Here is a 22,991-nt window from a genome sequence, read left to right on the forward strand (position 1 = left end):
ATGGCGATGGCCTTGGCCGTCAATCGTCCAATACTTCGTGCTTGCCCACGCATCCGCGCCGCCAGTAGCTGGAAGCGCGGATGCGCGTTTTGGCAATGCCGCGTTCATTCACCAGATGATGACGGATGGCGCGAATGGCGGCTGATTCCCCCGCCGCCCAGATGAACCCCTCGCCCTCGGCGGGCAGAGCCAGCTCGCGCACGGCTTGTTCCAATGCCGTGACGTTTGGCCCGTGTTCATCGCTTTTGGGCAGGGCGTCCACCCATTGCACGGTAACGTTGTCCCGGGCCGGCAAATCGATACGATCTTGCTGCGTCTGCGTTTCGATCAAGGCAATAACGCGTTTATCGGACGGCAGTTCTTCGATGCGGCGCGCGATGGCGGGCAGGGCGGTTTCGTCACCGATCAGAATATGCCAGTCGAAATCCATGGGCACGACCATCGAGCCGCGCGGACCCGCGATGCCCAGATGTTGACCCGGCCGCGCCTGAGCCGCCCAGGCGCCGGCGGGACCGTGATCGTGCAGGACAAAGTCGATATCCAATTCTTGGGCGTCGGCGCGAAACTGGCGGGGCGTGTAGTCTCGCGCCACCGGCCGCGGCTGATCGGCTGGGAAAGAAGGGCCATCCGGGCCAAACGTCGGCAGCACGGGCAAGGCTTCGCCCTCTGGCAGCAGAACCTTTACGTGGTCGTCAAAGGACGCCGAGACGAAATCCTGGAGATCGCCGGTGAGGGTGACGCGCACCATATGTGGGCTCAATGCCGTCACACGGCGTACCTGCAGCAGGCGCGCTTTGAGGGTATGACGGACTCTCTGTACAGCGTATCGATCGGTGAACGTATGATCCATGGTGGTCCGGGATAAGGGCGAGCCGCCGTACGGCATCAATCTTCAACTGGTGTTCGCGTCGCGCCCGCGTGGGCGAAGTTGCGTTCCAGCACATCGAGCAGCCGGCTCAACGTCTGCACCTCCTCCGGCGATAAGCCTTGAAGCGCGTCCTCGAAAAATGCGGCGCGGCGCGGTAGTGCCTCGTCCACCACCGCCTGGCCGGCAGGAGTGAGCGTCGCATTGGTGACGCGATTGTCATGGGGATCGGCGCTGCGCGCGACCCAGCCCTGCTGTTGCATGGCCTGCAGCAAGCGCGTGAGCGAGGCGGGGTCCAGGCGGCAACGTTCGGCCAGCATCTTTTGCGAACACTGGCCGTTCTCATGCAGAGTAAATAGGATGCGCCACCGCGGCAGGGCATGGCCGACGCGCGCGCTGAACGCGGCCTGCATGGCGCGGTAGGCCTGTCCCAAGTGTTGAATGACTTCTAAACCTTGTTGATTCGGCAAAACGGGGTCTCCTGCGCGGCTGCCACAGAGCGGGGATGAGGAAATTGTGCCAGGGATATAGGGCAATCGTTGCCGCGCTGGCGGGGGCGCAATCGGGCATTCCGTGCCCAGGATCATACCCGGCTCGCCGGTCCGGCATCATGTGTCGGCAAGTGTGCGTATTTTAGAAGCCGTATTTGTCAGTAAGTTAGCGCGGATTCCTGCTGCCGGTTTGTTACCATATCGCCACGTCGCTAGCTCGAGGCGGCTGGAATCCTCGCGACCCTGTCGGTTAGCGGGGATTACCCTATTATTCCTAGTCGAGGTACCCGCGGGGCATCAATGAAAACGTGGTTCAAGCGCATAGTGATCGGCCTGGTAGTGCTGGTGATCGTGGCTGTTGTCGGCCTGGCCATCTTTTTGCTCACGTTCGACCCCAATGCGTACAAATACAAGCTGGAAGAGCTTGTGCAGGAACGCTATCACCGTACCCTGGCCATTGAGGGCGACGTCGAATTGTCGTTGTTCCCGCGTATCGGCCTGTCGGTGCAGGGCGTGTCTTTGTCGGAAGTCGATAGCCCGGACATCTTTGCCTCGATTGAAAGCATGCGGCTGGCCGTGGCTGTCTGGCCATTGCTATCGGACAATCTCGTCGTCGACCACGTCGCGATCGATGGGTTCAAAGCCCGCATCGTCCGGAAAAAGAACGGCCACCTGAATTTCGAAGACCTGGCCGGCAGCGATCTGGCATCCACCGCGAAACCCGTCGGGGCGGCGGACGCCGTGGTGGGCGCAATGGCGGGTGCCACCCGTGCGTTGACCACCGGCAGCAGTACGGCGCCGGCTTCGATGCAAATCGACATCGCAGGTCTGGAACTACAGGCCGGCGAATTGCAGCTGCAGGACGAGATTTCCGGCATGGCGGTCGCAGTCACCAATCTGACCGCCAATACGGGGCGAGTCACGTATAAACAGCCTTTCGACCTGAGTTTCTCCGCGCGCGTGGAGGGCGGGCATCCGCGGATGGACGCCACTCTGACGGGTCAGGGCTTATTGACGCTGGATCCGCTGGCCCGGCGTTTTGCGGCGCAGCGCCTGGACGTGCGCATGAATGGCAACGTGCTGGGTGCCGAAGCCAAGAGCCTGAGCGCGCGGGGCAATCTGGCCTTCAATGGCCAGACCTCATCGTTGGATGTCGGCGGGCTGGAGATTCTGTTCCAGGGCGATGTGCCCGAGCAACCATCGCCCATGAAAAATGTGGAAGCCAGCCTGACGGTTCCCAAGCTGGCGCTCGACCCGCACGAACTGAAGCTGCAGCTCGACAAGGTCGCCTTGCGCGCCAAGGGAGCGTTGCCGGGCGGGCCGTTCGAAATGGCGGCGGACGCGCCGGGCTTGAGCATTTCTCCTTCCGAGGCCACCGGGCAGGCGTTGACCGGACGAGTACGCTTGCAAGGGCTGGACGCGAGTTTCGGTTTGAACGGTATCAGCGGCAATGCCAGCGAGCTGGATATCAAGGAAGTCAAATTCGACAGCACGCTGACCGAGGGCGAACGCGTGGTGAAGGCATCGTTTGTCTCGCCGGCTACGTTTAACTTCTGGCAACGGGCGATCAGCCTGTTGACCCTGCGAGGCGAAGTCAATATCACCGACCCGGCCCTGCCCAAGGGCAGTCTGCAGATACCGGTCATTGGCAGCATGAATGCCAATATGCAGAAAGACCAGGCGGGCGCCAAAATCAGCGCGGTGCTCGAAGGCGGCAAGTTTGATCTGACCGCGGACGTCAAGCAGTTGTCGAAGCTGCCCGACATTACGTTTGCGCTGGCTGTCGATACGCTCGATCTGGATAAGCTCGCCCCGCCCGTGGCGGCCGCAGCGCCGGCACCGGCCGGAGATGGCAAGCAGGACGATCCTCAGAAAAAGCCGCAGGCGGAGTCGTCGACGGAGACAGCCGCCGCTGATAACGCGTTTGACCTCTCGATGCTGGTCGGTCCGAGCGCAAATGGATCGATCAAGATCGGCAATCTGATGGTGCGCGGGCTGAAAGCCAGCGATCTGACGGCCAAGATCAAACTCGAAAAGGGCAAGCTCGATATCTCGACGCTGGCGGCATCGCTTTACGAGGGCAAGGTAGGCGGCGCGGTGTCGGTCGACGCCGCCAACGGCAATCAAATTGCGACCAAGATGAGCCTGGCGGGGATTTCCATTGGGCCGCTGCTGACCGATCTGACCAAAAAATCCGTGTTGACCGGTACCGGAAGTCTCGCGCTCGATCTGAAGACGGCCGGTTCGAATTCGTATGCCTTGATCACCGGCTTGAATGGAGGCATGCAACTGCGCTTGCGCGATGGCGCGGTCACGGGCATCAATGTGGCGCAGACCTTGCGTGAATTGAAGGCGGCTTTCACTGGCGAAGCGCAGGATCCTTCGCTGGAGGCCGACCGCGCACGCACGACCGATTTCACTTCGCTTGAGGCCGATCTGGTGTTCGTCAAAGGCGTCGCCAACGCCAAGCGCCTCGATATGGCCTCGCCGCTGTTGCGCGTCACGCAGGGCGAGCCGGCACGGATCGATTTTGTGCAGGATACGTTCGATTTTCTCGCCAAGGTGCGCGTGGTGAATACGAGCACGGGTCAGGATGGCAAAGACCTGGAGGAATTGAAGGGCATCACCATTCCGGTCCTCATCAGCGGCACATTCGACAAGCCGGTCTACACGGTGCAATGGCGCGGCGCCGCGACCGATGTATTGAAAAAGAGTCTGGAACGCGAGTTCAAGCGCGCCGTCGAAGACGAACATCTCGCACCGAAGCTCGATCGCGCCATCAAGGGAATTCTGGGCAAATGACAGCTAGTGTTTATCAACCGATAGCCGAGTGCGGCACGACCGAACAATCCCAGGCAGCGGATTATCATCGCCGCTGGTTGATTGCTAACGATGCCGGCACGTGGTTGAACCGAGAGCTATGCCCGAGGCTTGCCGAGATCGCGGTGGAGCTGCGCATGGGCTATCTCGTGATGAAGGCGCCTGGGATGTTGCGACTGGATATCCCGCTGGATGTGATCGAGGACGATGACAGCGTGCGTCGTCAGATTCTGCTGGGCGATCAAACGGTGGATGTCGTAGACGAGGGCGATCTGGCTTCGGCTTGGGTGTCGAACTTCTTGGGGATTCCTAGCCGCGTGCTGAAGGTGCATCCTGAGATGGGCGAGGTTCGCTGGCCCGTTTAATCTCGGGAAAGGTTTATTGCGCCGTCGGGCCCTGACGCCATTGCATGACGGCGTGCGCGAGTAGGCCCGCAAGCAACCCCCAGAAGGCCGAGCCGATGCCCCAGGCGCTGAATCCGGATGCCGTCGCCAGCAGCGTAATCAGCGCCGGTTCGCGTCGAGCCGGGTTTGCCATCGCGCCAGCCATGCCGTTCAGAATGGCGCCGAGCAAGGCGAGCCCTGCTAATACTGCGATGAAGGCGGCCGGTAGCGCCTGGAAAAACAACGCGACCGCACCGGCAGCCACGCTGAGAATCACGTAGACCAGCCCATATGTCGCCGCTGCGATGTAACGGCGGCGCGTGTCGGGATGGGCTTCCGGGCCCGCGCATATCGCGGCGATGATCGCTCCCATGGTGATGCTATGCGCCCCAAAGGGCGCGGCGAGCAGCCCCAATAAACCCGTGATACCGACCAGCCGCGAAGCCGCCGGCCGATAGCCGTAGGCCTGCAAAATGGCTAGTCCGGGCAAGTTTTGCGAGGCCAGGGCCACCACGAACAAGGGAACCCCGATGCTGATGGCGGCCTGCCAGGTAAACGCGGGTGAGGTCCACACGAACTGCGTCGCATGCCAATCGATCTGGCCAAGCTGCAGCTGATCTTGCGCGGCCACTACGGCGAGCCCGACGACCATAACGCCCACCACCGCATAGCGTGGCAACCAGCGTTTGCCCAGCAGATAAATCGCGCACATCGATAGGGCAAGGGCGGGCTGCTCGCCGATGCGCGTGAAGATGCCGATTCCGAAATTCAACAACACGCCAGCAAGCATGGCGCTGGCGATTTCGCTGGGCACGCGGCGCATGATGGGATCTATCCATCCCAGTAGTCCGCAAGCCAAGGTCAGCAGCGCCGCGAGAATGAAGGCGCCCACAGCTTGGTCGAACGGTACGCCGGCCAGTGCCGTGACCAGCAGCGCGGCGCCGGGCGTCGACCATGCCAGCACGATCGGCATGCGCGTGCTCAAACTCAGGATGAGGCCGCCTGCTCCGAGCGCCAAACAGATGGAACCGAGCCACGAGCCAATGTGAATCGCATCCAGGCCGGAGGCCTGGCCGGCCTGAACCATGAGCACCGCTGTGCCGCCGAAGCTCACCAGCACAGCGATCAGCCCAGCCACAACGGCGCCGAACGAGAGATCTCGCGCCAGCGGCGCGCGCCGGGCGAAGGCCTGGGCGTCGGAGGCGCTCACGCGACGGTCTTGGTCAGGCGATGATATTTGGCCAGCAGGGCATCGCGGCCCTCGTTCCATTGCGGGTGAAGCTCGATGCACTCGACCGGACAAATGACCTGGCACTGCGGCTCGTCATAATGCCCGACGCACTCGGTGCAGCGGGCCGGATCGATGACGTAGAACTCCTCGCCCATCGAGATGGCGTCGTTCGGGCATTGCGGCTCGCAAACGTCGCAATTGATGCATTCTTCGGTGATCTTCAGAGCCATGGCAGTAACGCGCGCAGGCGCGGAGGGCAGAACGTGCTCATTGTACGCCCCACAGCGAGGCGCCGGGATCAGTGCCCCGCGCGCCGCACGAAGCTCAGTTACGCCCTTTGTCGGGCCAGGACTGTTCGCGATGTTCCTTGGCCTTGGCTTGCAGCCAGCGCTCAACGGAGGGGAACACGAACTTGCTCACATCGCCGCCCAATTGGGCGATTTCGCGCACGATCGTGCCCGAAATGAACTGATATTGATCCGAAGGCGTCATGAACATGGTTTCGACTTCAGGTAGCAAATGGCGGTTCATGCCGGCCATTTGGAACTCGTATTCGAAGTCAGAAACCGCGCGTAAACCGCGCACGATGACGCGCCCGTTCTGTTCGCGGACGAAGTCTTTGAGCAGCCCGGCGAAGCTGCGGACTTCCACATTGGGATAATGGCCCAAGACTTCCTGAGCGATTTCAACGCGTTCTTCGATACTGAAAAACGGCTTTTTGTTTCGGCTATGAGCAATCCCCACGACGACCTTGTCGAACAAGGACGCCGCGCGGCGCACCAGGTCTTCGTGGCCGCGGGTTAGCGGGTCAAACGTGCCGGGGTAGACAGCGGTAATCATGTGTGGCTCCGTATCCTACGAATAGACGTACACCTTCCTCCGAATGCTGGATTATTGACTTATTTCCGCAATGCAGCAAATTGCATCAAGCCGTAGTGCACGGCACCAGCTTTGTCTTGACGGATGACTTCAAATTCGGGTGGGGGTGACAGGGGCGCTTCGGACTCTACGTACACTAAGCCATCTTCGGTCAATATACCCGGCAATTGCGGCCAAAGCCGAGGTAACCAGTCCTGGTTGAACGGCGGGTCGAGCAGCACCAGATCAAAGCGCGATGCGTCCATTCGTGCGAGCACCTGCAAGGCGTCGCCCGCGTGGATGCGCACGGACTGTGCCTGCAACTTGTCGCGCAGGGCGCGCAGGGCGGCGAGCGCGCGGCGATCCTGTTCGACCATTTGCACATGACCGGCGCCACGCGAGGCGGCTTCGAACCCCAGCGCGCCGCTGCCGGCAAAGAGATCCAAGATCTGCTTGTCGCTGTAGTTTCCTGCCCACAAATGGGTGAGCCAATTAAACAAGGTCTCCCGCACCCGGTCAGGCGTGGGCCGCAGACCGGGAACATCTTCTGGTACTGAAATCGGCGTGCGCCGGTATTGACCGGCCACGATGCGTATGGGCTTGTTGCCCGTCGGGTTTTTTTTCAAAAAACGAACCTCCTCGCGCGAATATAGCAGCCGGCCCGGCTGGCGAGGCTGCTGCACCGCGGGGAAGCGAATATACTTCGCTCATGTTCCGTTTCTTCAAGAAAAAATCCCCGCCGCCTGCGCAGCCGGTGCAGCCCGATGTTGCGCCGCCGGCAGACACATCCCTCTCTGACGAGGCCCCTGCCGCGCCTGTGCAGACGCCTGTTGCGCCTGCGCCGGCCGTCCCCGTCAGTCATCCCGTCAGCACGCCCGAACCGACGCCACCGGCTGCTCCCGCCGGCGAGAAACCGGTAAGCGAAGCCGTGCCGTCTGTCCCGGTCGGATCGGCTGCCGCGCAGCAGGCCGATCAGGATCCGCCCACGCGATTCTGGAGCCGGTGGACCTCTGGTGGGAAAGCCGAGGAAACGAAAGTTTCCCCTCCGGTTTCCCCCGATTCTGGCCAGGCGCAAACTCCGCCTCCCGCCCCGGTGCCAGCTGCCGCTCCCGCCGAAGCGCCAGAGATTCAGGTGCAAACGCCCGTCACGGACGGCGCAGGAACACAAGCGTCTACGCCGGCGTCTACCCCTGTCGGTTCAGCGCCAGCGCCACAGGCAGTACCTGAGCCCGTGTCCGAGGTTGTCCCCGCTGCGGAGCCCACTCCCAAGAAATCCTCCTGGTTAGGCCGCCTCAAGCAAGGTTTGGCGCGCACGGGGCAAAGCCTCGGAAGCCTGTTCGTCGGCGTCAAAGTCGACGAGAACCTGTTCGAGGAATTGGAATCCGCGCTCATCATGGCCGACGCCGGCCTGGAAGCGACCGACAAGCTGCTGACCGCACTGCGTACGCGTGTGCGCAAGGAGCGTCTCGACGATCCGGCAAAGGTCAAGGCGGCCTTGCGCGAATTGTTGGCCGATCATCTGCGGCCGCTCGAGCGCCAATTCGATCTGCAGAAAGCCAAGCCCCTCGTGGTGATGATCGCGGGCGTCAACGGCGCGGGCAAGACAACCTCCATCGGTAAGCTGGCCCATACGTTCCAGCGCCAAGGCGCGAGCGTGCTGCTCGCGGCGGGCGATACGTTCCGTGCAGCGGCGCGCGAACAACTGGTGGAATGGGGCGCTCGCAATAATGTCAGCGTGATTGCGCAAGACGGTGGCGATCCGGCGGCTGTGGCATTTGACGCAGTCAACGCCGGCCGTGCGCGTCAGATGGGCGTGGTGATGGTTGACACCGCCGGCCGCCTGCCGACGCAATTGCACCTGATGGAAGAGCTGAAGAAGATCCGTCGTGTGATCGGCAAGGCAGACGGCAACGCGCCACACGAGGTATTGTTGGTGGTTGACGGCAACACCGGGCAGAACGTGCTGGCGCAGATTCGTGCCTTCGATGCCGCGATCAATCTGACGGGTCTCGTGGTGACCAAGCTTGACGGCACCGCCAAGGGTGGCACGCTGGCTGCCGTGGCGGCGGGCAGCAATGGCGTACGGCCGATTCCTGTGTATTGGATCGGTGTGGGCGAGGGCATGGAAGATCTGCAGCCTTTCGTGGCAGATGAATTCGCAGCCGCGCTGTTGTCGGATTGAGTCTGGCTTCCACGCCTGGTGTAGTGCTCTAAGCTTGAACTGAACGGCTTACACCGAGGTAATCGATGGCCGGTTGAATGGGGAACTTTCTCCATTTAACCGGCCAAGTTTTTATCAGGCGTGCTTCTTGTGCTTGCGAGCCTTTCGCTTGCGTAACGGCTTACCCGAGCCTAAATCGTCCAACGCGGCTTGGGCCTCAGTCGTTAAGTGATCCAGGCGTGCGCGGATCCAGCCCAATGCGAACCAAGCTTGGGGATGCTTGTCGCTCCATGCTTCGAACCGATCGTTCGCTACCGCCAGATCGTTGATCTCGCCCAGGACATCCTGCAGTTGCGACAGCTTTTTTCCATAGCTGCTCGCCTTGTCCTGAGGCAGTAGCGATTGGGCGAACGTTAGTCCGTAGCGCAGGCGTTTGCCGCGTTTGCGCAGTTCGTGGCGCGTGGGCAGGTCCAGCGACGCGAATTGTTTGCCCTGCTTGACGACTTGTTTGTGCCAACGTTGCAGGCGGCGCGTCAAAAGATCCGCGAGGGCGGGCGATGCCGTGCCTTCGGTGACCGGTGCGAGATCGTCCGCAGGCGGCTGGTCTTGCGCTTGATCGGCGAGCGCCTGCTGCGCTGTTTCCTGTTCGGGACGGTGTTGCGAATCTTGGCTGTCTTCCGATTCCAACCCCCGATCTGACGTTGCTTCAGACTGCGACGAAGCCTCTGGTGTGGCTTCTTCGGTCAATGTCTCGCTTTGCGCCGGCGCTGCGGCGCTAGACGTCGCGGGGGCATCCGCCATTGCCGCGGCACATGCAGTGCTAATCGGGGCGGGTGATTCCTGATCCCCAGCTGCGTTGTCCGCCGTTAAAGGCGTGGTTTGGACAGTCACACTCCAAGCTAAGGTGTCCAGGAGCCAACGCTGAAACTGCGGCCCGGCCGTGAATGCCTGGGTATCGAAGTCTGCGTTCTCTTCAGGCACCTCGATGGCTGGCATGCCCGCGCGTTGCAGCATGGGCAGCACCGTTCCGATCAATACATCACGGTCGCGGCCTTGTCCCAGCTGGCCGAACAACTTGCGTGCGCCATTCAAGACCGAAGGCGGGGGCGGCGTGATCCAGCCGTCCATCAGCCGCCAAGCCGAACGCAGACGGCGCATGGCGACGCGCAGCTGATGCAAGTGTTCTGGGCGGCCGGCCGGATAGATGCCCAAGGTATCGACCTCGGCCAGCGTGGCCGCGTTGCGGATGATTTGGTCCAGGCATTCGTCGGCAATACGGGCCATGGCCTCGTGTGGGGTCATGCCCGGTTCAAGGACCACGGACTGCGAGGGACGCGGGGCCCAGAAATCCGCGATGGCGCGCGTACGTTGCGCGGCGATCGTTTCGGCGGACTCCGTGCTGGCGTCTATCTCGGCGAGCTGTTGGGCCAGGCTAGCCAAGGCATCTCCGCGTTCGGATTTGCTGCGAGCGTCCAGCACCAGGCCGTGTTGCCGCTGCCAGCGACGCGCGACCGAGAAAATCGCGGCAGGGTCGCCCTCGATCAGTTCGAATTCCAGCTCGGATATCGGCAGCTCCAAAGAGCGGGCGCGTAATACGCCAGTGTCATAGGCAAGCTCGATCGTTCCCTCGGGCGTTTGCACGTTACGCAGCAAGCGTTCTACGTCGGTTTCGTAGCGCATGCTCAACTCACCCTGCAACGATGACAAGGGCGCCTCGAACTCGGTGCCGGTATAGACGGACAGATCGAGTTCCGGGCCGTGGCGGGGATGGTTGAGTTCTATACGCGTGATGCTGTTCGCGCCGGGCATTTTGAGCGTCTGCATCCAGCTGTCGCCTTCCAGGCGCAGACGCAGCGCAATGCGCGCGCGAGCCAGCTCGCGATCCGGCGTGTCGAAATACTGGGCGTGAAGGCGGATGCGGGTGGCTTGCCGGTCAACCGCTTTGGAAACGCCTGGGCGCGCCGAGGCCGGTACGTGCAACTTCAATTCTTGTTCTGACATGGTTCAGGTGCGAAGCCGAATAAACGGCCCATGTTAACCAATAGATGAGGAGGTTTGATGACCACCGGAAGGTTAGTGCACCTGATGCGCGAGGCCAGGTCCGGCCTGTGTGCCTCGCGCTGTCCGTCGGGACTTAGAGAATGCGCTTACGCGCTTGAGTGATGATGATCTCTGCCAGGATAACAATGGCGAAGATCGCGGCCAGCACCAGCGCGACACGATCCCATTGGAAAAGATTCAACGCGGTATCCAAAGCCATGCCGATGCCGCCTGCGCCGACCAGACCAAGCACGGCCGATTCGCGCACGTTGATGTCCCAGCGCAAGAGCACAATGGACCAGAACGCTGGGCGAATCTGTGGCCAGTAGCCATACCACAGCACCGCGCCGCCACTCGCGCCCGTGGCGGTGAGGGCTTCGACCGGGCCGCGCTGGGCTTCTTCGATGGCTTCGCCGACCAGTTTGCCGACAAAACCGATCGAGCGAAACGCAATCGCCAGCGTACCCGCCAACGCGCCAGGGCCGAAGATCGCGATAAACAGCAGCGCCCACACCAGTGAATTCACCGACCGGCTGGACACGAGGATGAGTCGCGCCAATTGGTTGATGAGACGATTGCGCGTCAAATTGTTGGCCGCGAGCAGGCCCACCGGCACGGCGAGGATGACCGACAGAATCGTGCCCAGGGTCGCGATGTGCAGCGTTTCCATCAGCGCGGCATGCACGCCTTCGAAGTAAAAACCCCAGTCGATCGGCCACATCCGGCCGATCAGATCCGCCATTTGCTCGGGCGCGTCGTACAGGAATTCGGGGATGATTTCGACACTGCGCACCGACTGTACAATCGCGGCGACCACGATCAGGTATAGAGCGAATCGCAGCAGCCGCTGGCCCGAGGTGTAGCGTTGCCAGCTACGCGGATACCCGGCCGCCTGCAGATGAGTGGAGGGCGTATTCATGCGTCCTCCTGATTCGACGACTTGCCACCCAGGCCGCGCGCGGCGTTGAAACGGCGGTTAAGGAGGGTGTCAAAACCCAGGTTATCCAAGAATACTGCCCGGACAAAGCGAGCCAGGATTTCGCCCAGCATGATGATGGCGATGAGAATGATCAAAATCGCCGCGACGAAATCGTAATCGAAGCGTTGGAACGCCGAGAACAACGTGCCCCCGATACCGCCCGCGCCCACGATCCCGACCATGGTGGAGTTACGCAGGTTGGAATCGAACTGATAGGTGGCAAAGCCGATGAATCGGGCAAACACCTGGGGCAGCACGCCAAAGATAATCACATTCGCAAAGGACGCCCCGGTCGCGCGCACGGCCTCGACTTGTTTAAGCGAGATTTCCTCGATCGATTCGGTGAAAAGCTTGCCGATAAAGCCTACAGACGCGACGGCCAGCGCCAGGATACCGGCGAGCGCACCAAAGCCGACGGCCTTGACGAAGAGAATGGCGACAATGACCGGATGCAGCGAACGGCATAGCGCCACCAGCGCCCGCGCGGGCCACGAGGCCCAGTTTGGCATCAGGTTACGCGCGCCGAGCAGGCCGACGGGCAAGGCGATCAAGATCCCCAGCACTGAGGCCAGGACCGCGATCTCCAGGCTTTCCGCCAGGCCTTGCCACAATGCGTCGGGTTGTTTGATTTCCGGCGGGAACATGCGGCCCAGCAGCGTGGCGGCATGACCGAGACCCGCGCGGAATCGCTCATAGCTGAAATCCAGCTGCCCGGCGGCATATAGCGCATACAGAAAAATCGCGACGCCGATCAGCTTGGTCTGCCACGACAATGCGAAAGGACGGCGAGTTACTCCAGCCACGATTCGCCTCCGTAAATGGTCTTGAGCATCGTGGGGTCCAGGCCCTGTCCATCGCCGTCATAGACCACGTGGCCGCCCGACATGCCGACGATGCGGCTGGCGTAGCGGCGCGCCAGTTCAACATCGTGAATGTTGACGAGCACCGGGATACCGTTGGCGGTGCCTTGCTCGGCCAAGAGCTCCATGATTTCCACGGAAGTCTTGGGGTCGAGGGAAGAGGTGGGTTCGTCGGCCAGGAGCAGACGTGGCCGCTGCATCAGCGCCCGCGCGATACCCACGCGCTGACGCTGCCCGCCGGACAGCGCGTCGGCGCGTTGATCGCCAAAGCCGCCCAGCCCGACGACATCCAGTAGCCGATAGGCCCGCTCGATATCGTCGGGTTCGAAGCGGCGCATCCATGCCTTGAACGCACTGCTATAGCCCAGGCGCCCGGTAAGCAGGTTCTCCATCACGGTCAGGCGTTCAACCAGGTTGTATTCCTGGAACACCATGCCGATCTGACGGCGAGCCTGCCGCAGGGCCGTGCCGCGAATGGCGGCGAGGTCTACCGAGCCTTCCTCGGTCTCAAGGAGGATCTGCCCGCGCGTGGGGTCAATGAGCCGGTTGATACAGCGCAAGAGCGTGCTCTTGCCCGTGCCAGACGGGCCAATGATGGCCGTCAGCCCTTGACCCTGCACGTGTAGGTCGATTCCTTTGAGGACGGGTTGGCCGGCCCGGTATTCCTTGACCAGGCCTGCAATGCGTAAAGACGTGGACATAATGCTTACTGCTTGCCTTTGCTCTTGGCGGTTTCCTTGTCGTAGGCGGCGCGGTTAAAGCGTTCGCCACCCGATTCGGCGACTTGGCGCACGATGGCCCAGTCTTTCTCGTACGTGACCGGATAGAAACGATCCGCGCCGTCGAAGGCCTTTTTCATTTCGTCCGGGAAGCGGTAGTCGTAGAAGCACTTGAGCATCTTGTCGCGGAATTCCGGCGCCAGATCGTGCGCATAGGCAAACGACGAGGTCGGGAATTTCTCGCTGCGATAGATCACACGGAAGTCGTCTTCCTTGATCTGCCCGCGCTCGGCCATGCGGTGGAACACGTCCGAGGCGACGGCCGCCGCATCGTAGTCGCCGGAATTGACGCCCATGACGGACTGATCGTGCTTGCCCGAGAAAATGACCTTGTAATCCTTGTCGGGCGTGAGGCCTTCCTTGGGGAACAGCGCGACGGGCGCCATGTGGCCGGAGTTCGACGAGGGCGAGGTGTGAGCGAGCTTCTTGCCTTTCAGATCGCCCAGGGTTTTGTACGGGCTGTCTTTCTTGACGATGACGATCAGGTTGTAGCCCTGGAATCCGTCCTCGTAGCCCTTGACCGCGAACGGCACGGCGCCGGCAATGTTGACCGCGAATGCCGTGGGGCCGGTGGAGAAGCCGCCCACATGCAGGCGGCCCGAGCGCATGGCTTCGATTTCGGCGGCGTTGCTCTGCACCTGGTAGAACACCACGCGCTTGCCCGTGCACTGACTCAGATAATCGGTAAACGGTTTGAAGATATTCGCGTAGACAGCCGGGTCTTCCACGGGTGTGTAGGTAAAGACCAGGGTGGAAGGCGTCTTTTGCTTGGCGGGATCAGTGGGGGTGTCGGCCACCAGATCCTTGTTCGCATCGCAATACATGTCGTCCAGATCGCCGCGATTCGCGCAGCTTTGGGCATCCGCCGCGTGTGCGGTCTGAAAGCCGAAGATCAGCGTGGCGGCCGCGGCCGCCCGCAACAGGTGCACAGCTTGCATGGTGTTGTCTCCTTAGGGTCCGGTTTTTCCGGATCAACCTAATTCAAACACAAAAAAACGAACCTGCAGAGCCGGGAAATCACCTAGCTTTTCTTTCGGGTTTTGTTCGGCTTTTTTCGTTTGGTCTGATTTTTTGATGAAATTGCCATTAATTGGTGGATTTGCGGTATCCGAGTTTGTGCGAGATCTTGTTTGCACAGACGCGCAGTGGTCCCGCAATCGCGCCATGCCAATCGACATCGAATAACCCCGATGGCCCCAGGCAGGTCAACGCCAGCGTGATATTGCCGGTGTGATCGAAAACCGGCACGGACAGCGCATCCACGCCCGGTAATGGGTTGCCAATCGCGCGGGCCATCCCGTGCACCCGGATGTCGGCCAAGCGCGCTTCCACGTCCGCGTACGCGACTTTAGGGGGCGGCTCGCGGCCGGCGATGACGGCGGTGTCGCCTACCTCGCGCTGGATATAGTGCTCGGCGACTTGGGGTGGCAGCCAGGCGGCGAACACCTGACCGGTGGCGGTGTGCAGCATCGACATGACCGTGCCCTTGCGCATGTTGACATGCACCGGATAGCTGGCCTCGATCATATGAATCATGGTGGGACCGTGCGAGCCGAGCACGGCCAGGCCTAGCGTATGGCCGATCTCGGCTTGCAGTTCGGCGATTTCGGGCAGCGCCACGCGCACGGGGTCCAATCGTTGCAGACTCACCAATCCCATCTGCAACGCGAACGGTCCAAGTTCGTATTGGCCGGTGAGGCCATCTTGCTGCACCAGGCCGACGCGCGTGAAACTCACCAGGTAGGGATGCGCCTTGGCCGACGTCATGCCTGCCGCATTGGCCAGGTCGCGCAGCGTCAATGGCTTGCCCGCGCTCACCAGGGCCGAAAGCAAGGGGAAGCCGACCTCAATGGATTGAATGCTGCGTCGGCCGTCCGGCGGCATGTTCGCCGCGGTCTTGCTGGCCGTCATGGCTGCCCCAGCGCGACACCGCGTGCCTGCAACAGCCGTTGCGCCATCTCGACAAAACCGCCGCCACCATGACGCGAGGCCACATAGGCGGGCCGGTGCGTCAGGCGATGCAAGAGCGCCTGAATATTCGCAACCCCGACGGATAAGGGAAAGAATTCGAACATCGGTTCATCATTCGGCGAATCGCCGATGAACAGACACTCGCCCAAATGCTTTTCAATATCCTGGCCCCATTCGCGTTGGAACAAGGTGCGCGTCATGCTGAGTTTGTTGTAGTCGCCAAACCAGCCGTTGACGTGAATCGAGCTGACCTTGGCCTGCGCGCCCGCTTCTTCGAAGATGGCCACGATGCGGCTGACGGCATCATCCGATAACGCCGGCACGTCCTCGCAAAAGTCGATGGCCAGATCGGCGACACGGTAATCCTGGTCGCTCGCGACGGCCGTGCCCGGGACTTCGCGCAGCACGCGGTCGCGGATGGCGTCCAAGCGCGCCCGATTGGCCTGACGAGTCTGCGCATCGGCCCAGTAATGGCTTTTCATGCGGCGCGCCTGCCGGTCGTAGGCGTAATAGAACGCGCCGTTCTCGCCTACTACGGCCTTTACCGGCCACATGCGGGCGATGTGGTCGCACCAGCCAGCCGGGCGGCCGGTGATGGGGATGATGGCTATGCCCGCGGCCTCCAGGCGTTCGAGCGCGTGGTACGCCTCGGCGGGCAGGCGCCCCTCCGTGGTCAAGGTATCGTCGATATCGGTGAGAACGACGCGCACGGAGGCGGCGAGAGAGTCGGGGAGAGACGCTAGTGCTTGCATGGCTGTCAGGAAGTCTCGATGGAATTTTTGTCTGCGCAGTGTACCGTCGTGCAATGCGGGGCGGGCAGGTTGTCTGAGCTTTACCATGGGGACGGCGCGGCGGGCGCCCGGCTGCTGCCCAGGTGCGGGTAAAATGATTTTTTTCAGCCAGTTTCCCGACGCCATGTCCGCCCCGCTTGCCTCCGTGTCTTCCGACACAGATTCCGAATCGTTTGGTATCGCCTCTGTCGCAGAGATCATCGCCGAGCTGCGCGCCGGCCGTATCGTCATCCTCGTGGATGAAGAGGATCGCGAGAACGAGGGCGATCTGGTGATGGCGGCCGAGTTTGTGACGCCCGAGGCCATCAATTTCATGGTGACCTATGGGCGGGGCCTGGTCTGCCTGACCCTGACGGAAGACCGCTGCCGCCAGCTGGATTTGCCGCTGATGGCCGCGCGTAATGGCACCCGCTACGGGACCAACTTTACGCAGTCGATCGAGGCCGCCGAAGGCGTTGAAACCGGTATTTCGGCCGCTGATCGCGCACGCACGATTCAGGTGGCGGTGGCGCGCGACGCCAAGCCCAGCGATCTGGTGCAGCCGGGGCATATTTTCCCCGTGCGCGCGGTTCCCGGTGGTGTTCTGGTGCGTGCCGGTCATACCGAAGCTGGCTGTGATTTAACCGCGATGGCTGGCCTGACGCCGGCCGCCGTGATCTGCGAAATTCTCAATCCCGACGGCACGATGGCGCGCCTGCCGGATCTGGTGAAATTCGCCCGTCAGCACAATCTGAAGATCGGCACCATCGCCGATCTGATCCAATATCGCAGCGAGCACGAGTCGGTCGTCAAGCGCATCGGCGAGCGCACGATGCAGACCGCGTGGGGCGAGTTCCGCGCCGTAGCCTATCAGGATACGGCCAGCGGATCGGTGCACCTGGCGCTGGTCCACGGCGACATCGACGGCGAGCGCGAGACGCTGGTGCGCGTACACGAACCGACTTCCATCCTGGATGCACTCGATCACGGTACGACCGGCCACAGCTGGGGCGTCGGCCGTGCCTTGCAGGCCATCGCCAAAGCGCCGGCTGGCGTCGTCGTGCTGATGAACTGCCAATCGTCCAGCGAGCACCTGTTCGAACAAATCGCGGGCTGGACCGGCGAAGACAAACAGGCCCGTACGGACGGCGGCGATCGCTACGGTTTGCGCACCTACGGTATCGGCGCGCAGATTCTGCGGGATCTGAACGTCGGCAAAATGCGCTTGTTGGCGCGTCCGCGCAAGATGCCCAGCATGGCGGGCTTCTCGCTGACCGTTACGGGTTACGATTGCGACCCTTCCACCTCCGCCAATTCTCAATAAGGCTGAACTATGAATCCTTACGTCCTTACCCCCGATCTGAATGGCGAAGGGCTGCACATCGGTATCGTGCGCGCTCGCTTTAACGAAGAAATCGGCCTGGCCGAGCTGGACGCCTGCCTGCAAAAACTCGCTGAACTCGGCGTGGATGAGCGCGACGTGATGGTCGCTTCCGTGCCGGGCGCGCTGGAGCTGGGCGTGGCGCTGTCGCACATGGCAGAAAGTTTTGAATTCGACGCACTGATCGCGCTGGGCGCGGTTATCCGCGGCGAAACCTATCATTTTGAAGTCGTCAGCAACGAGATGGCCACCGCCATCACGCGTATTTCGCTGGAAACCGGCATCCCGGTAGCCAACGGTGTGTTGACCGTGGACACCGATGAGCAGGCTCAGGCCCGCGCCGCGGAAAAGGGCGCTGATTGCGCCCTGGCCGCCGTGGAAATGGGCAATCTGGTCGCCGCGTTGCAACCCGAAGAGGAAGACGAGGACGACGAAGACGAAGACGACGAGGACGAAGATCTTGACAACGAATAAACCCACGGCGGACAGCGCCGCGCAAGCGCGCGCCAACGCTCGCAGCGCCCGTCGTCGTGCACGCGAATTCGCGCTGCAGGGCGTTTACGCCTGGTTGTTGCGTGGCGGCCAGGGGAACCAGGACGCGGGCGAGATCGACGCACACCTGCGCGATGCCGAGGACTTCTCCGAGGCCGATGCGCAGTGGTTCAAGACCTTGCTGCATGGCGTGTTCCGCGAGGCGCCGAGTCTGCGCGAGCAGTTCACCCCCTATATCGACCGTCCGCTGGCCGAGCTGTCGCCGGTCGAGCACGGGATTTTGCTGATCGGCAGCTTCGAGCTCGTGCATCATGTCGAAGTGCCGTACAAGGTGGCGATCAACGAAGCGGTCGAGCTGGCCAAGTCGTTTGGCGGCACGGATGGCTTCAAGTTCGTCAACGGTGTGCTGGACAAGCTGGCCGCCGACGTGCGCGCGGCCGAAGTCCGCGCAGCGGCCGCGCAACGGCGTTAAGCCCGGCGCGGCGCACGGTGCTGCGGATGAGGACGGTGCAAAGCGTGAGCAACTGGCTGACCCGTCTGTGCACTGGCGGCGTGCCCGCTCGCGCGCCGGATGCCGTGCGGACGCCCTCGGCTCACGGAGGGCGTCATGCCGTCTGAATTCGACGTTATCGCCAGGTATTTCACCCGGCCCGCACCCAACGGCACGTTGGGAGTTGGAGATGACTGCGCGCTATTTCCCGTCCCGGCGGGCATGCAGATCGCGACCAGCAAGGATCTGCTGATTGAGGGCCGCCATTTCTATCCCGACGTCGATCCCGAAGCCCTGGGGCATAAAGCCCTGGCCGTCAATCTGTCGGATCTGGCGGCGATGGGGGCGAAACCGATAGGGTGTTTGCTCGGTTTGGCCCTGCCGGGGGTGGATGAACCGTGGCTCGCGGCGTTTGCACGCGGCTTTCATGCTCTCGCAGACACCCATGGCTGCGCGTTGATTGGCGGCGACACCACCCGCAGTTCGCGGGACCTGACGATCAGTGTGACGGTCTTTGGCGCCGTGGCCGCCCAACATGCGCTGCGCCGCGATGGCGCGCGCGTGGGCGATCATGTCTGGGTCTCTGGCGCGCTGGGCGCAGCGGATATCGCGTATCGGCTGCTGGACGGCCAGTTGCCGGCCGACGAAGAGCGTCTGGCCGCTACACGGCGCGCGCTGGAATGGCCCATGCCTCGGGTAGAGCTGGGGCTAGCGCTGGCTGGCCTCGCGCATGCCGCGATTGATATTTCGGATGGGCTGGTGCAGGATCTGGGGCACGTGTTGTCGGCCAGCCGGGTTGGCGCTCAGCTGCAGTTCGACGCGCTGCCTGTCGCTGCTGCGCTGCAGGGCCTGGACCACGATACGCGCATACGTGCGGTGTTAGGCGGTGGCGATGTGTACGAGCTGTGCTTTACCGCAGCCGCCGAGAACGAAGACCGCATCAGGCAGGCAGCGGCCAACGTAGGCGTGCCTGTGACCCGTATAGGCCATGTGACCGAGGCGAGTGGCCTGCAGGTGCTCGCCTCTGACGGTCGCCCGATGGCGGCGCTGCCGCGCGGTTTCGATCATTTTCCTGGGTCTTGATTCATGACCGATTTCTCTACAGATTCCTCCTCGAGCTCGATGCGTGAACGCGTCAAAGTCGCGTATCCGTCGTTTGACTGGATCCGTGCGGAGCCGGCGCGGCTGGTCGCTTTTGGTTTTGGCAGTGGTCTCATCCGTCCCGCCTCGGGCACGTGGGGCACGCTGCTGGCGTGGCTGATCTGGGCCGTGGTCGCCGGGTTTTTGTCCGATTTGGTGATTGGCGTGGCGCTGGTCGCGCTGTTCGCTTATGGCTGCTGGGCGTGTCAACGCGCGTCGCAGCAGCTGCATGTCGATGACCATGTGGGCATCGTATGGGACGAGATGGTGGCGTTCTGGCTGGTCTTGTGGCTCACGCCCGACAGCTTTATCGCGCAATTGCTGGCCTTTGGGCTCTTTCGATTGTTCGATATTGCCAAGCCGCCACCCATCAAATACTTTGACTCTCGGATCAAGGGCGGTTTTGGCGTGATGTGGGATGATATCGTCGCCGCTGCTTACTCGTTGTTTGTCATGGCGATAGCCGTGCGTCTGGGAGTCTTTGCATGAATACCTCGCATAAATCCATCGCTGGCTTGGCGCCAGCAGCTTTGGTGCCCGCGCAGGCCGTTGGGCTGGCCGAGCAGCTGGGGGGCGCGCTGCTGGGGCGAGGCTGGATGGTGGGTACGGCGGAGTCTTGCACGGGTGGATTACTCGCGGCGGCCATGACAGCCGTTGCCGGCTCTAGTGGTTGGTTCGAGCGGGGGTTCGTGACCTACAGCAACTCGGCCAAGGTCGCGGAACTGAGTGTCTCCGAGGACACTCTGGATCGATTTGGCGCGGTGAGCGAAGAAATAGCGCTGGAGATGGCAAACGGCGTGTTGCTTGCCACGCCAGGTGCGCATATCGCAGCGTCTACCACTGGCATCGCTGGCCCGGGTGGCGCGACAGCGGGCAAGCCGGTGGGCATGGTGTGCTTTGGATTTGCGATGCGTAGCGCCGATGGCATTACTTCTCGGGCGTTGACGGAGATATTCCCGGGCGACCGGTCCGAGGTCCGGCATGCTGCGGTGGTGTTCGCGTTGCGCGGTTTATTGGAACTGGTCGGGCAGCCGGTGAATCAGCATCGCGCTTGATGAATCAGGATCCCGTTTTCAGGGATCCGTTCATTGCGTTGGCGCTTCGTTTTAACGCACCGCGTTGATCTCGTCGCGCAAGCCTTGCGCGGCGGTGGCGGCGGCTTCGCGCCAGTCATCGCCGCCGCTGGCATAAAGAATCGCACGCGAGGCATTGATCATCATGCCCGTGCCGGCCTGGGTACGCCCGGCATTCACGGTGGCGGTCACATCGCCGCCTTGGGCGCCGATGCCCGGCACGAGTAGCGGCATGCTGTCGCCGATGCGCTGCCGCACGGCGGCCAGTTCGTTGGGGAATGTCGCGCCCACTACCAGACCGTATTGGCCTGTGGAGTTCCATTTGTCCGCCACCAGGCCAGCGACATGCAGATAGAGCGGTTCGCCGCTTTCCAGCTTCAAGAACTGCAGATCCGATCCGCCGGGGTTCGAAGTGCGGCACAGCACGATGACGCCTCGATCTTTCCATCCCAGATACGGCTCGACGGAATCAAACCCCATGTAAGGGTTCACCGTCAGCGCATGCGCGCCATAGCGTTCGTAGGCTTCGCGCGCGTAGTTTTCGGCGGTCGTGCCGATATCGCCGCGTTTGCCGTCCATGACGATGGGCAGGTGGGGATACTTTTCGCGGATATGCGCGCACAGCGCTTCGAGCTGGTCTTCGGCGCGATGCGCAGCGAAATACGCGAACTGCGGCTTGAAGCTGCAGGCATACGGTGCCGTGGCATCGACGATATCGCGGCAGAACTGGAAGATCGCGTCCGGTTTACCGTCGAGCTCGCGCGGAAAACGCTTGGGATCGGGGTCCAGGCCCACCTGGAGCAGCGTGTTGCCGTTAGCCCAGGCCTGTTGGAGGAGTTCAATAAAGGTCATCGGATCAGTGTAGTTTCACGCGCGGATGCGTACGCCGCAAAAGCAGTCGCGCCAGCGCCAAGGTCGCAGTGCGCCAGAGTCCCAGCACCGCATGGTGGTGCATGAGATGCAGGCTCATGTACATCAGGCGCGCCAGTGTACCGCTGACAAAGAGGCCGCGTCCCGACAGCCGGCCCATCAGGCTGCCCACGCCCGCGTCCTGTCCCAGCGATACCAGCGAGCCGTGATCCCGATAGCGATAGGGCGCGGTCGGTTCCTCGCGTCCCCGTATACGGGCAGTGAGTTTGGGTGCCAAATAAGAGGCCTGCTGATGCGCGGCCTGAGCCCGCGCCGGCACGGTGCGCTTGCCGTCGCCCATGGGCACGGCGCAACAATCGCCCAGCGCCAGGATATGCGGGTCGGGCGATTCCAGGCGCTCGTTGACGATCAACTGGCCGACACGATTGACCGGCATGCCCAGGCTCGCCATCAAGGGCAACGCCTGTATCCCGGCTGCCCACATACATAAATTCGATCGGAACTCACGCCCGTCAGCGGCGATCACGCGATCCTCGCGCACTTCAGCGACCCGGCAATCCGTTTCCACGCGTATGCCCAGGTCCGTCAGGCGCTCGTGAGCTGCCTTGGCGATTTTCTCCGGCAGCGGTCCCAGAAGACGAGGCCCGCCTTCGACCAGCGTGATGACGAGATCTCGGTCGGCGCGAAAATTTGGCAATCCATAGGCCGCCACAATGCCGCCGGCCTCATGCAGCTCGACCGCCAGTTCCACGCCCGTCGCACCACCGCCCACAATGACGACATCGAGTTCCGCTGAAGGATCGTGCACCTTGGCCTGATCGACCTGCACCATGGCTTTCAGCATGGTCAGACGGAATGCCTCGGCATTCTCGGTGGAATCGAGCGTGACCGCGTGCGTTGCGGCACCTGGCGTATTAAAGAAATTGGATTCGCTGCCTAGCGCGAGCACCAGCGTGTCATAGGGTAATTGGCGTTCAGGCAGCACCATTTCACCCTGGTCATCGCGTACCTCGGCAACCTGGATCGTGCGCCGCTCGCGGTCCACGGCTTGCACTTCGCCCAACGCGAAGGTGAAGCCGCAGAGGTTGGCCAGCATCAGGTAGGACAAGCCCTCCTGGTAAATATCGAGCGTGCCGGCCGCCGCTTCATGGAGCGACGGTTTCCAGATATGGATGGGGCGGCTATCGACCAGGGTCACGCATTGCGGGCCGTGCTTGCGTCCGAGCTTTGCGGCCAATTCCAAGCCGCCCGCGCCGCCGCCGACGATGATGACTTGATGAGGTTGGCCAGATTCTGGCCGGGCCGATGCATGGTTCATGCTGTCGAGTATACGGGCC

24 protein-coding genes are annotated in these 22,991 nt (G+C 62.2%); 9 read left to right on the forward strand and 15 right to left on the reverse strand.

The features are described from left to right. Window positions 1-19: 19 nt before the first annotated feature. The gene (locus GOQ28_RS18060) at window positions 20-850 is read right to left on the reverse strand and encodes a siderophore-interacting protein (protein WP_160357411.1); all 831 of its coding nucleotides are present in this window, start codon (window positions 848-850) and stop codon (window positions 20-22) included. 35 nt (window positions 851-885) lie between these two features. Continuing rightward, the gene (locus GOQ28_RS18065; protein WP_442862116.1) at window positions 886-1,278 is read right to left on the reverse strand and encodes a MarR family winged helix-turn-helix transcriptional regulator; all 393 of its coding nucleotides are present in this window, start codon (window positions 1,276-1,278) and stop codon (window positions 886-888) included. 378 nt (window positions 1,279-1,656) lie between these two features. Between GOQ28_RS18065 and GOQ28_RS18070 the strand changes: the two genes are divergently transcribed. Together GOQ28_RS18070 and GOQ28_RS18075 are read left to right on the forward strand one after the other, a co-directional pair. Further along, complete coding sequence (locus GOQ28_RS18070; RefSeq protein ID WP_160357413.1) at window positions 1,657-4,158, forward strand: AsmA family protein; 2,502 nt, start codon at window positions 1,657-1,659, stop codon at window positions 4,156-4,158. After that, a complete protein-coding gene (locus GOQ28_RS18075) occupies window positions 4,155-4,541 on the forward strand; it encodes an MOSC N-terminal beta barrel domain-containing protein (RefSeq protein WP_160357414.1) in 387 nt (128 codons plus the stop codon). The genes GOQ28_RS18070 and GOQ28_RS18075 overlap by 4 nt, the downstream gene beginning before the upstream one ends. Window positions 4,542-4,554: 13 nt before the next feature. Here the strand turns inward: GOQ28_RS18075 and GOQ28_RS18080 are convergent, their stop codons facing one another. The 4 genes from GOQ28_RS18080 to rsmD form a co-directional block, all read right to left on the reverse strand. After that, window positions 4,555-5,727, reverse strand: coding sequence for a benzoate/H(+) symporter BenE family transporter (locus tag GOQ28_RS18080; protein WP_236844416.1), 1,173 nt, complete (start codon window positions 5,725-5,727; stop codon window positions 4,555-4,557). Window positions 5,728-5,765: 38 nt separating this feature from the next. Next, a complete protein-coding gene (locus GOQ28_RS18085) occupies window positions 5,766-6,020 on the reverse strand; it encodes a YfhL family 4Fe-4S dicluster ferredoxin (RefSeq protein ID WP_160350183.1) in 255 nt (84 codons plus the stop codon). 94 nt (window positions 6,021-6,114) lie between these two features. Next, window positions 6,115-6,630: a pantetheine-phosphate adenylyltransferase gene (gene coaD / locus GOQ28_RS18090; RefSeq protein ID WP_160350182.1), complete on the reverse strand. Its 516-nt coding sequence runs from the start codon at window positions 6,628-6,630 to the stop codon at window positions 6,115-6,117. Between the two features lie 59 nt (window positions 6,631-6,689). Beyond that, entirely contained in the window at window positions 6,690-7,274 is a 585-nt protein-coding gene (gene rsmD, locus GOQ28_RS18095) for a 16S rRNA (guanine(966)-N(2))-methyltransferase RsmD (protein WP_160357416.1), read from the reverse strand. A gap of 467 nt (window positions 7,275-7,741) precedes the next feature. On the opposite strand from rsmD, the gene ftsY reads away from it, so the two are divergent. Then, a complete protein-coding gene (gene ftsY, locus GOQ28_RS18780; RefSeq protein ID WP_442862117.1) occupies window positions 7,742-8,830 on the forward strand; it encodes a signal recognition particle-docking protein FtsY in 1,089 nt (362 codons plus the stop codon). A 114-nt stretch (window positions 8,831-8,944) separates the two neighbouring features. Here the strand turns inward: ftsY and GOQ28_RS18105 are convergent, their stop codons facing one another. From GOQ28_RS18105 to GOQ28_RS18135, 7 genes are all read right to left on the reverse strand, one after another. Continuing rightward, window positions 8,945-10,810: a CYTH and CHAD domain-containing protein gene (locus GOQ28_RS18105; RefSeq protein WP_160357418.1), complete on the reverse strand. Its 1,866-nt coding sequence runs from the start codon at window positions 10,808-10,810 to the stop codon at window positions 8,945-8,947. 133 nt (window positions 10,811-10,943) lie between these two features. Beyond that, on the reverse strand, window positions 10,944-11,768 hold the full coding sequence (phnE, locus tag GOQ28_RS18110; protein WP_160350179.1) for a phosphonate ABC transporter, permease protein PhnE: 825 nt from the start codon (window positions 11,766-11,768) through the stop codon (window positions 10,944-10,946). After that, on the reverse strand, window positions 11,765-12,631 hold the full coding sequence (gene phnE / locus GOQ28_RS18115) for a phosphonate ABC transporter, permease protein PhnE (RefSeq protein WP_160357419.1): 867 nt from the start codon (window positions 12,629-12,631) through the stop codon (window positions 11,765-11,767). Before phnE (GOQ28_RS18115) ends, phnE (GOQ28_RS18110) begins: the two co-directional genes overlap by 4 nt. Beyond that, on the reverse strand, window positions 12,619-13,389 hold the full coding sequence (phnC, locus tag GOQ28_RS18120; RefSeq protein ID WP_160350177.1) for a phosphonate ABC transporter ATP-binding protein: 771 nt from the start codon (window positions 13,387-13,389) through the stop codon (window positions 12,619-12,621). The genes phnE (GOQ28_RS18115) and phnC overlap by 13 nt, the downstream gene beginning before the upstream one ends. Window positions 13,390-13,394: 5 nt before the next feature. Then, window positions 13,395-14,405, reverse strand: a complete 1,011-nt coding sequence (phnD, locus tag GOQ28_RS18125; protein WP_160357420.1) for a phosphate/phosphite/phosphonate ABC transporter substrate-binding protein — start codon at window positions 14,403-14,405, stop codon at window positions 13,395-13,397. A 148-nt stretch (window positions 14,406-14,553) separates the two neighbouring features. Continuing rightward, complete coding sequence (locus tag GOQ28_RS18130) at window positions 14,554-15,378, reverse strand: IclR family transcriptional regulator (protein ID WP_160357421.1); 825 nt, start codon at window positions 15,376-15,378, stop codon at window positions 14,554-14,556. Beyond that, window positions 15,375-16,190, reverse strand: a complete 816-nt coding sequence (locus GOQ28_RS18135; protein ID WP_160350174.1) for an HAD-IIB family hydrolase — start codon at window positions 16,188-16,190, stop codon at window positions 15,375-15,377. Before GOQ28_RS18135 ends, GOQ28_RS18130 begins: the two co-directional genes overlap by 4 nt. Before the next feature lie 163 nt (window positions 16,191-16,353). Between GOQ28_RS18135 and ribBA the strand changes: the two genes are divergently transcribed. The 6 genes from ribBA to GOQ28_RS18165 all read left to right on the forward strand — a co-directional run bounded on the left by ribBA (window position 16,354) and on the right by GOQ28_RS18165 (window position 20,766). Continuing rightward, the gene (ribBA, locus tag GOQ28_RS18140) at window positions 16,354-17,532 is read left to right on the forward strand and encodes a bifunctional 3,4-dihydroxy-2-butanone-4-phosphate synthase/GTP cyclohydrolase II (protein WP_160357468.1); all 1,179 of its coding nucleotides are present in this window, start codon (window positions 16,354-16,356) and stop codon (window positions 17,530-17,532) included. A 9-nt stretch (window positions 17,533-17,541) separates the two neighbouring features. Further along, complete coding sequence (gene ribH, locus GOQ28_RS18145; RefSeq protein ID WP_160350172.1) at window positions 17,542-18,063, forward strand: 6,7-dimethyl-8-ribityllumazine synthase; 522 nt, start codon at window positions 17,542-17,544, stop codon at window positions 18,061-18,063. Continuing rightward, on the forward strand, window positions 18,050-18,553 hold the full coding sequence (nusB, locus tag GOQ28_RS18150; RefSeq protein ID WP_160350171.1) for a transcription antitermination factor NusB: 504 nt from the start codon (window positions 18,050-18,052) through the stop codon (window positions 18,551-18,553). The genes ribH and nusB overlap by 14 nt, the downstream gene beginning before the upstream one ends. Window positions 18,554-18,688: 135 nt before the next feature. Then, window positions 18,689-19,654, forward strand: coding sequence for a thiamine-phosphate kinase (gene thiL / locus GOQ28_RS18155; RefSeq protein WP_160357422.1), 966 nt, complete (start codon window positions 18,689-18,691; stop codon window positions 19,652-19,654). A gap of 39 nt (window positions 19,655-19,693) precedes the next feature. Further along, complete coding sequence (locus GOQ28_RS18160) at window positions 19,694-20,200, forward strand: phosphatidylglycerophosphatase A family protein (RefSeq protein ID WP_160357469.1); 507 nt, start codon at window positions 19,694-19,696, stop codon at window positions 20,198-20,200. After that, a complete protein-coding gene (locus GOQ28_RS18165) occupies window positions 20,197-20,766 on the forward strand; it encodes a CinA family protein (protein ID WP_160357423.1) in 570 nt (189 codons plus the stop codon). Before GOQ28_RS18160 ends, GOQ28_RS18165 begins: the two co-directional genes overlap by 4 nt. Window positions 20,767-20,817: 51 nt before the next feature. Here the strand turns inward: GOQ28_RS18165 and pyrF are convergent, their stop codons facing one another. Together pyrF and GOQ28_RS18175 are read right to left on the reverse strand one after the other, a co-directional pair. Next, window positions 20,818-21,636, reverse strand: a complete 819-nt coding sequence (gene pyrF, locus GOQ28_RS18170) for an orotidine-5'-phosphate decarboxylase (protein WP_160357424.1) — start codon at window positions 21,634-21,636, stop codon at window positions 20,818-20,820. 4 nt (window positions 21,637-21,640) lie between these two features. Next, window positions 21,641-22,972, reverse strand: a complete 1,332-nt coding sequence (locus GOQ28_RS18175) for an NAD(P)/FAD-dependent oxidoreductase (protein WP_160357425.1) — start codon at window positions 22,970-22,972, stop codon at window positions 21,641-21,643. Between the last annotated feature and the right edge of the window lie 19 nt (window positions 22,973-22,991).

Origin of the sequence: Bordetella sp. 02P26C-1 (genome assembly GCF_009763255.1) — a bacterium.
Taxonomy (GTDB): domain Bacteria; phylum Pseudomonadota; class Gammaproteobacteria; order Burkholderiales; family Burkholderiaceae_B; genus Bordetella_A.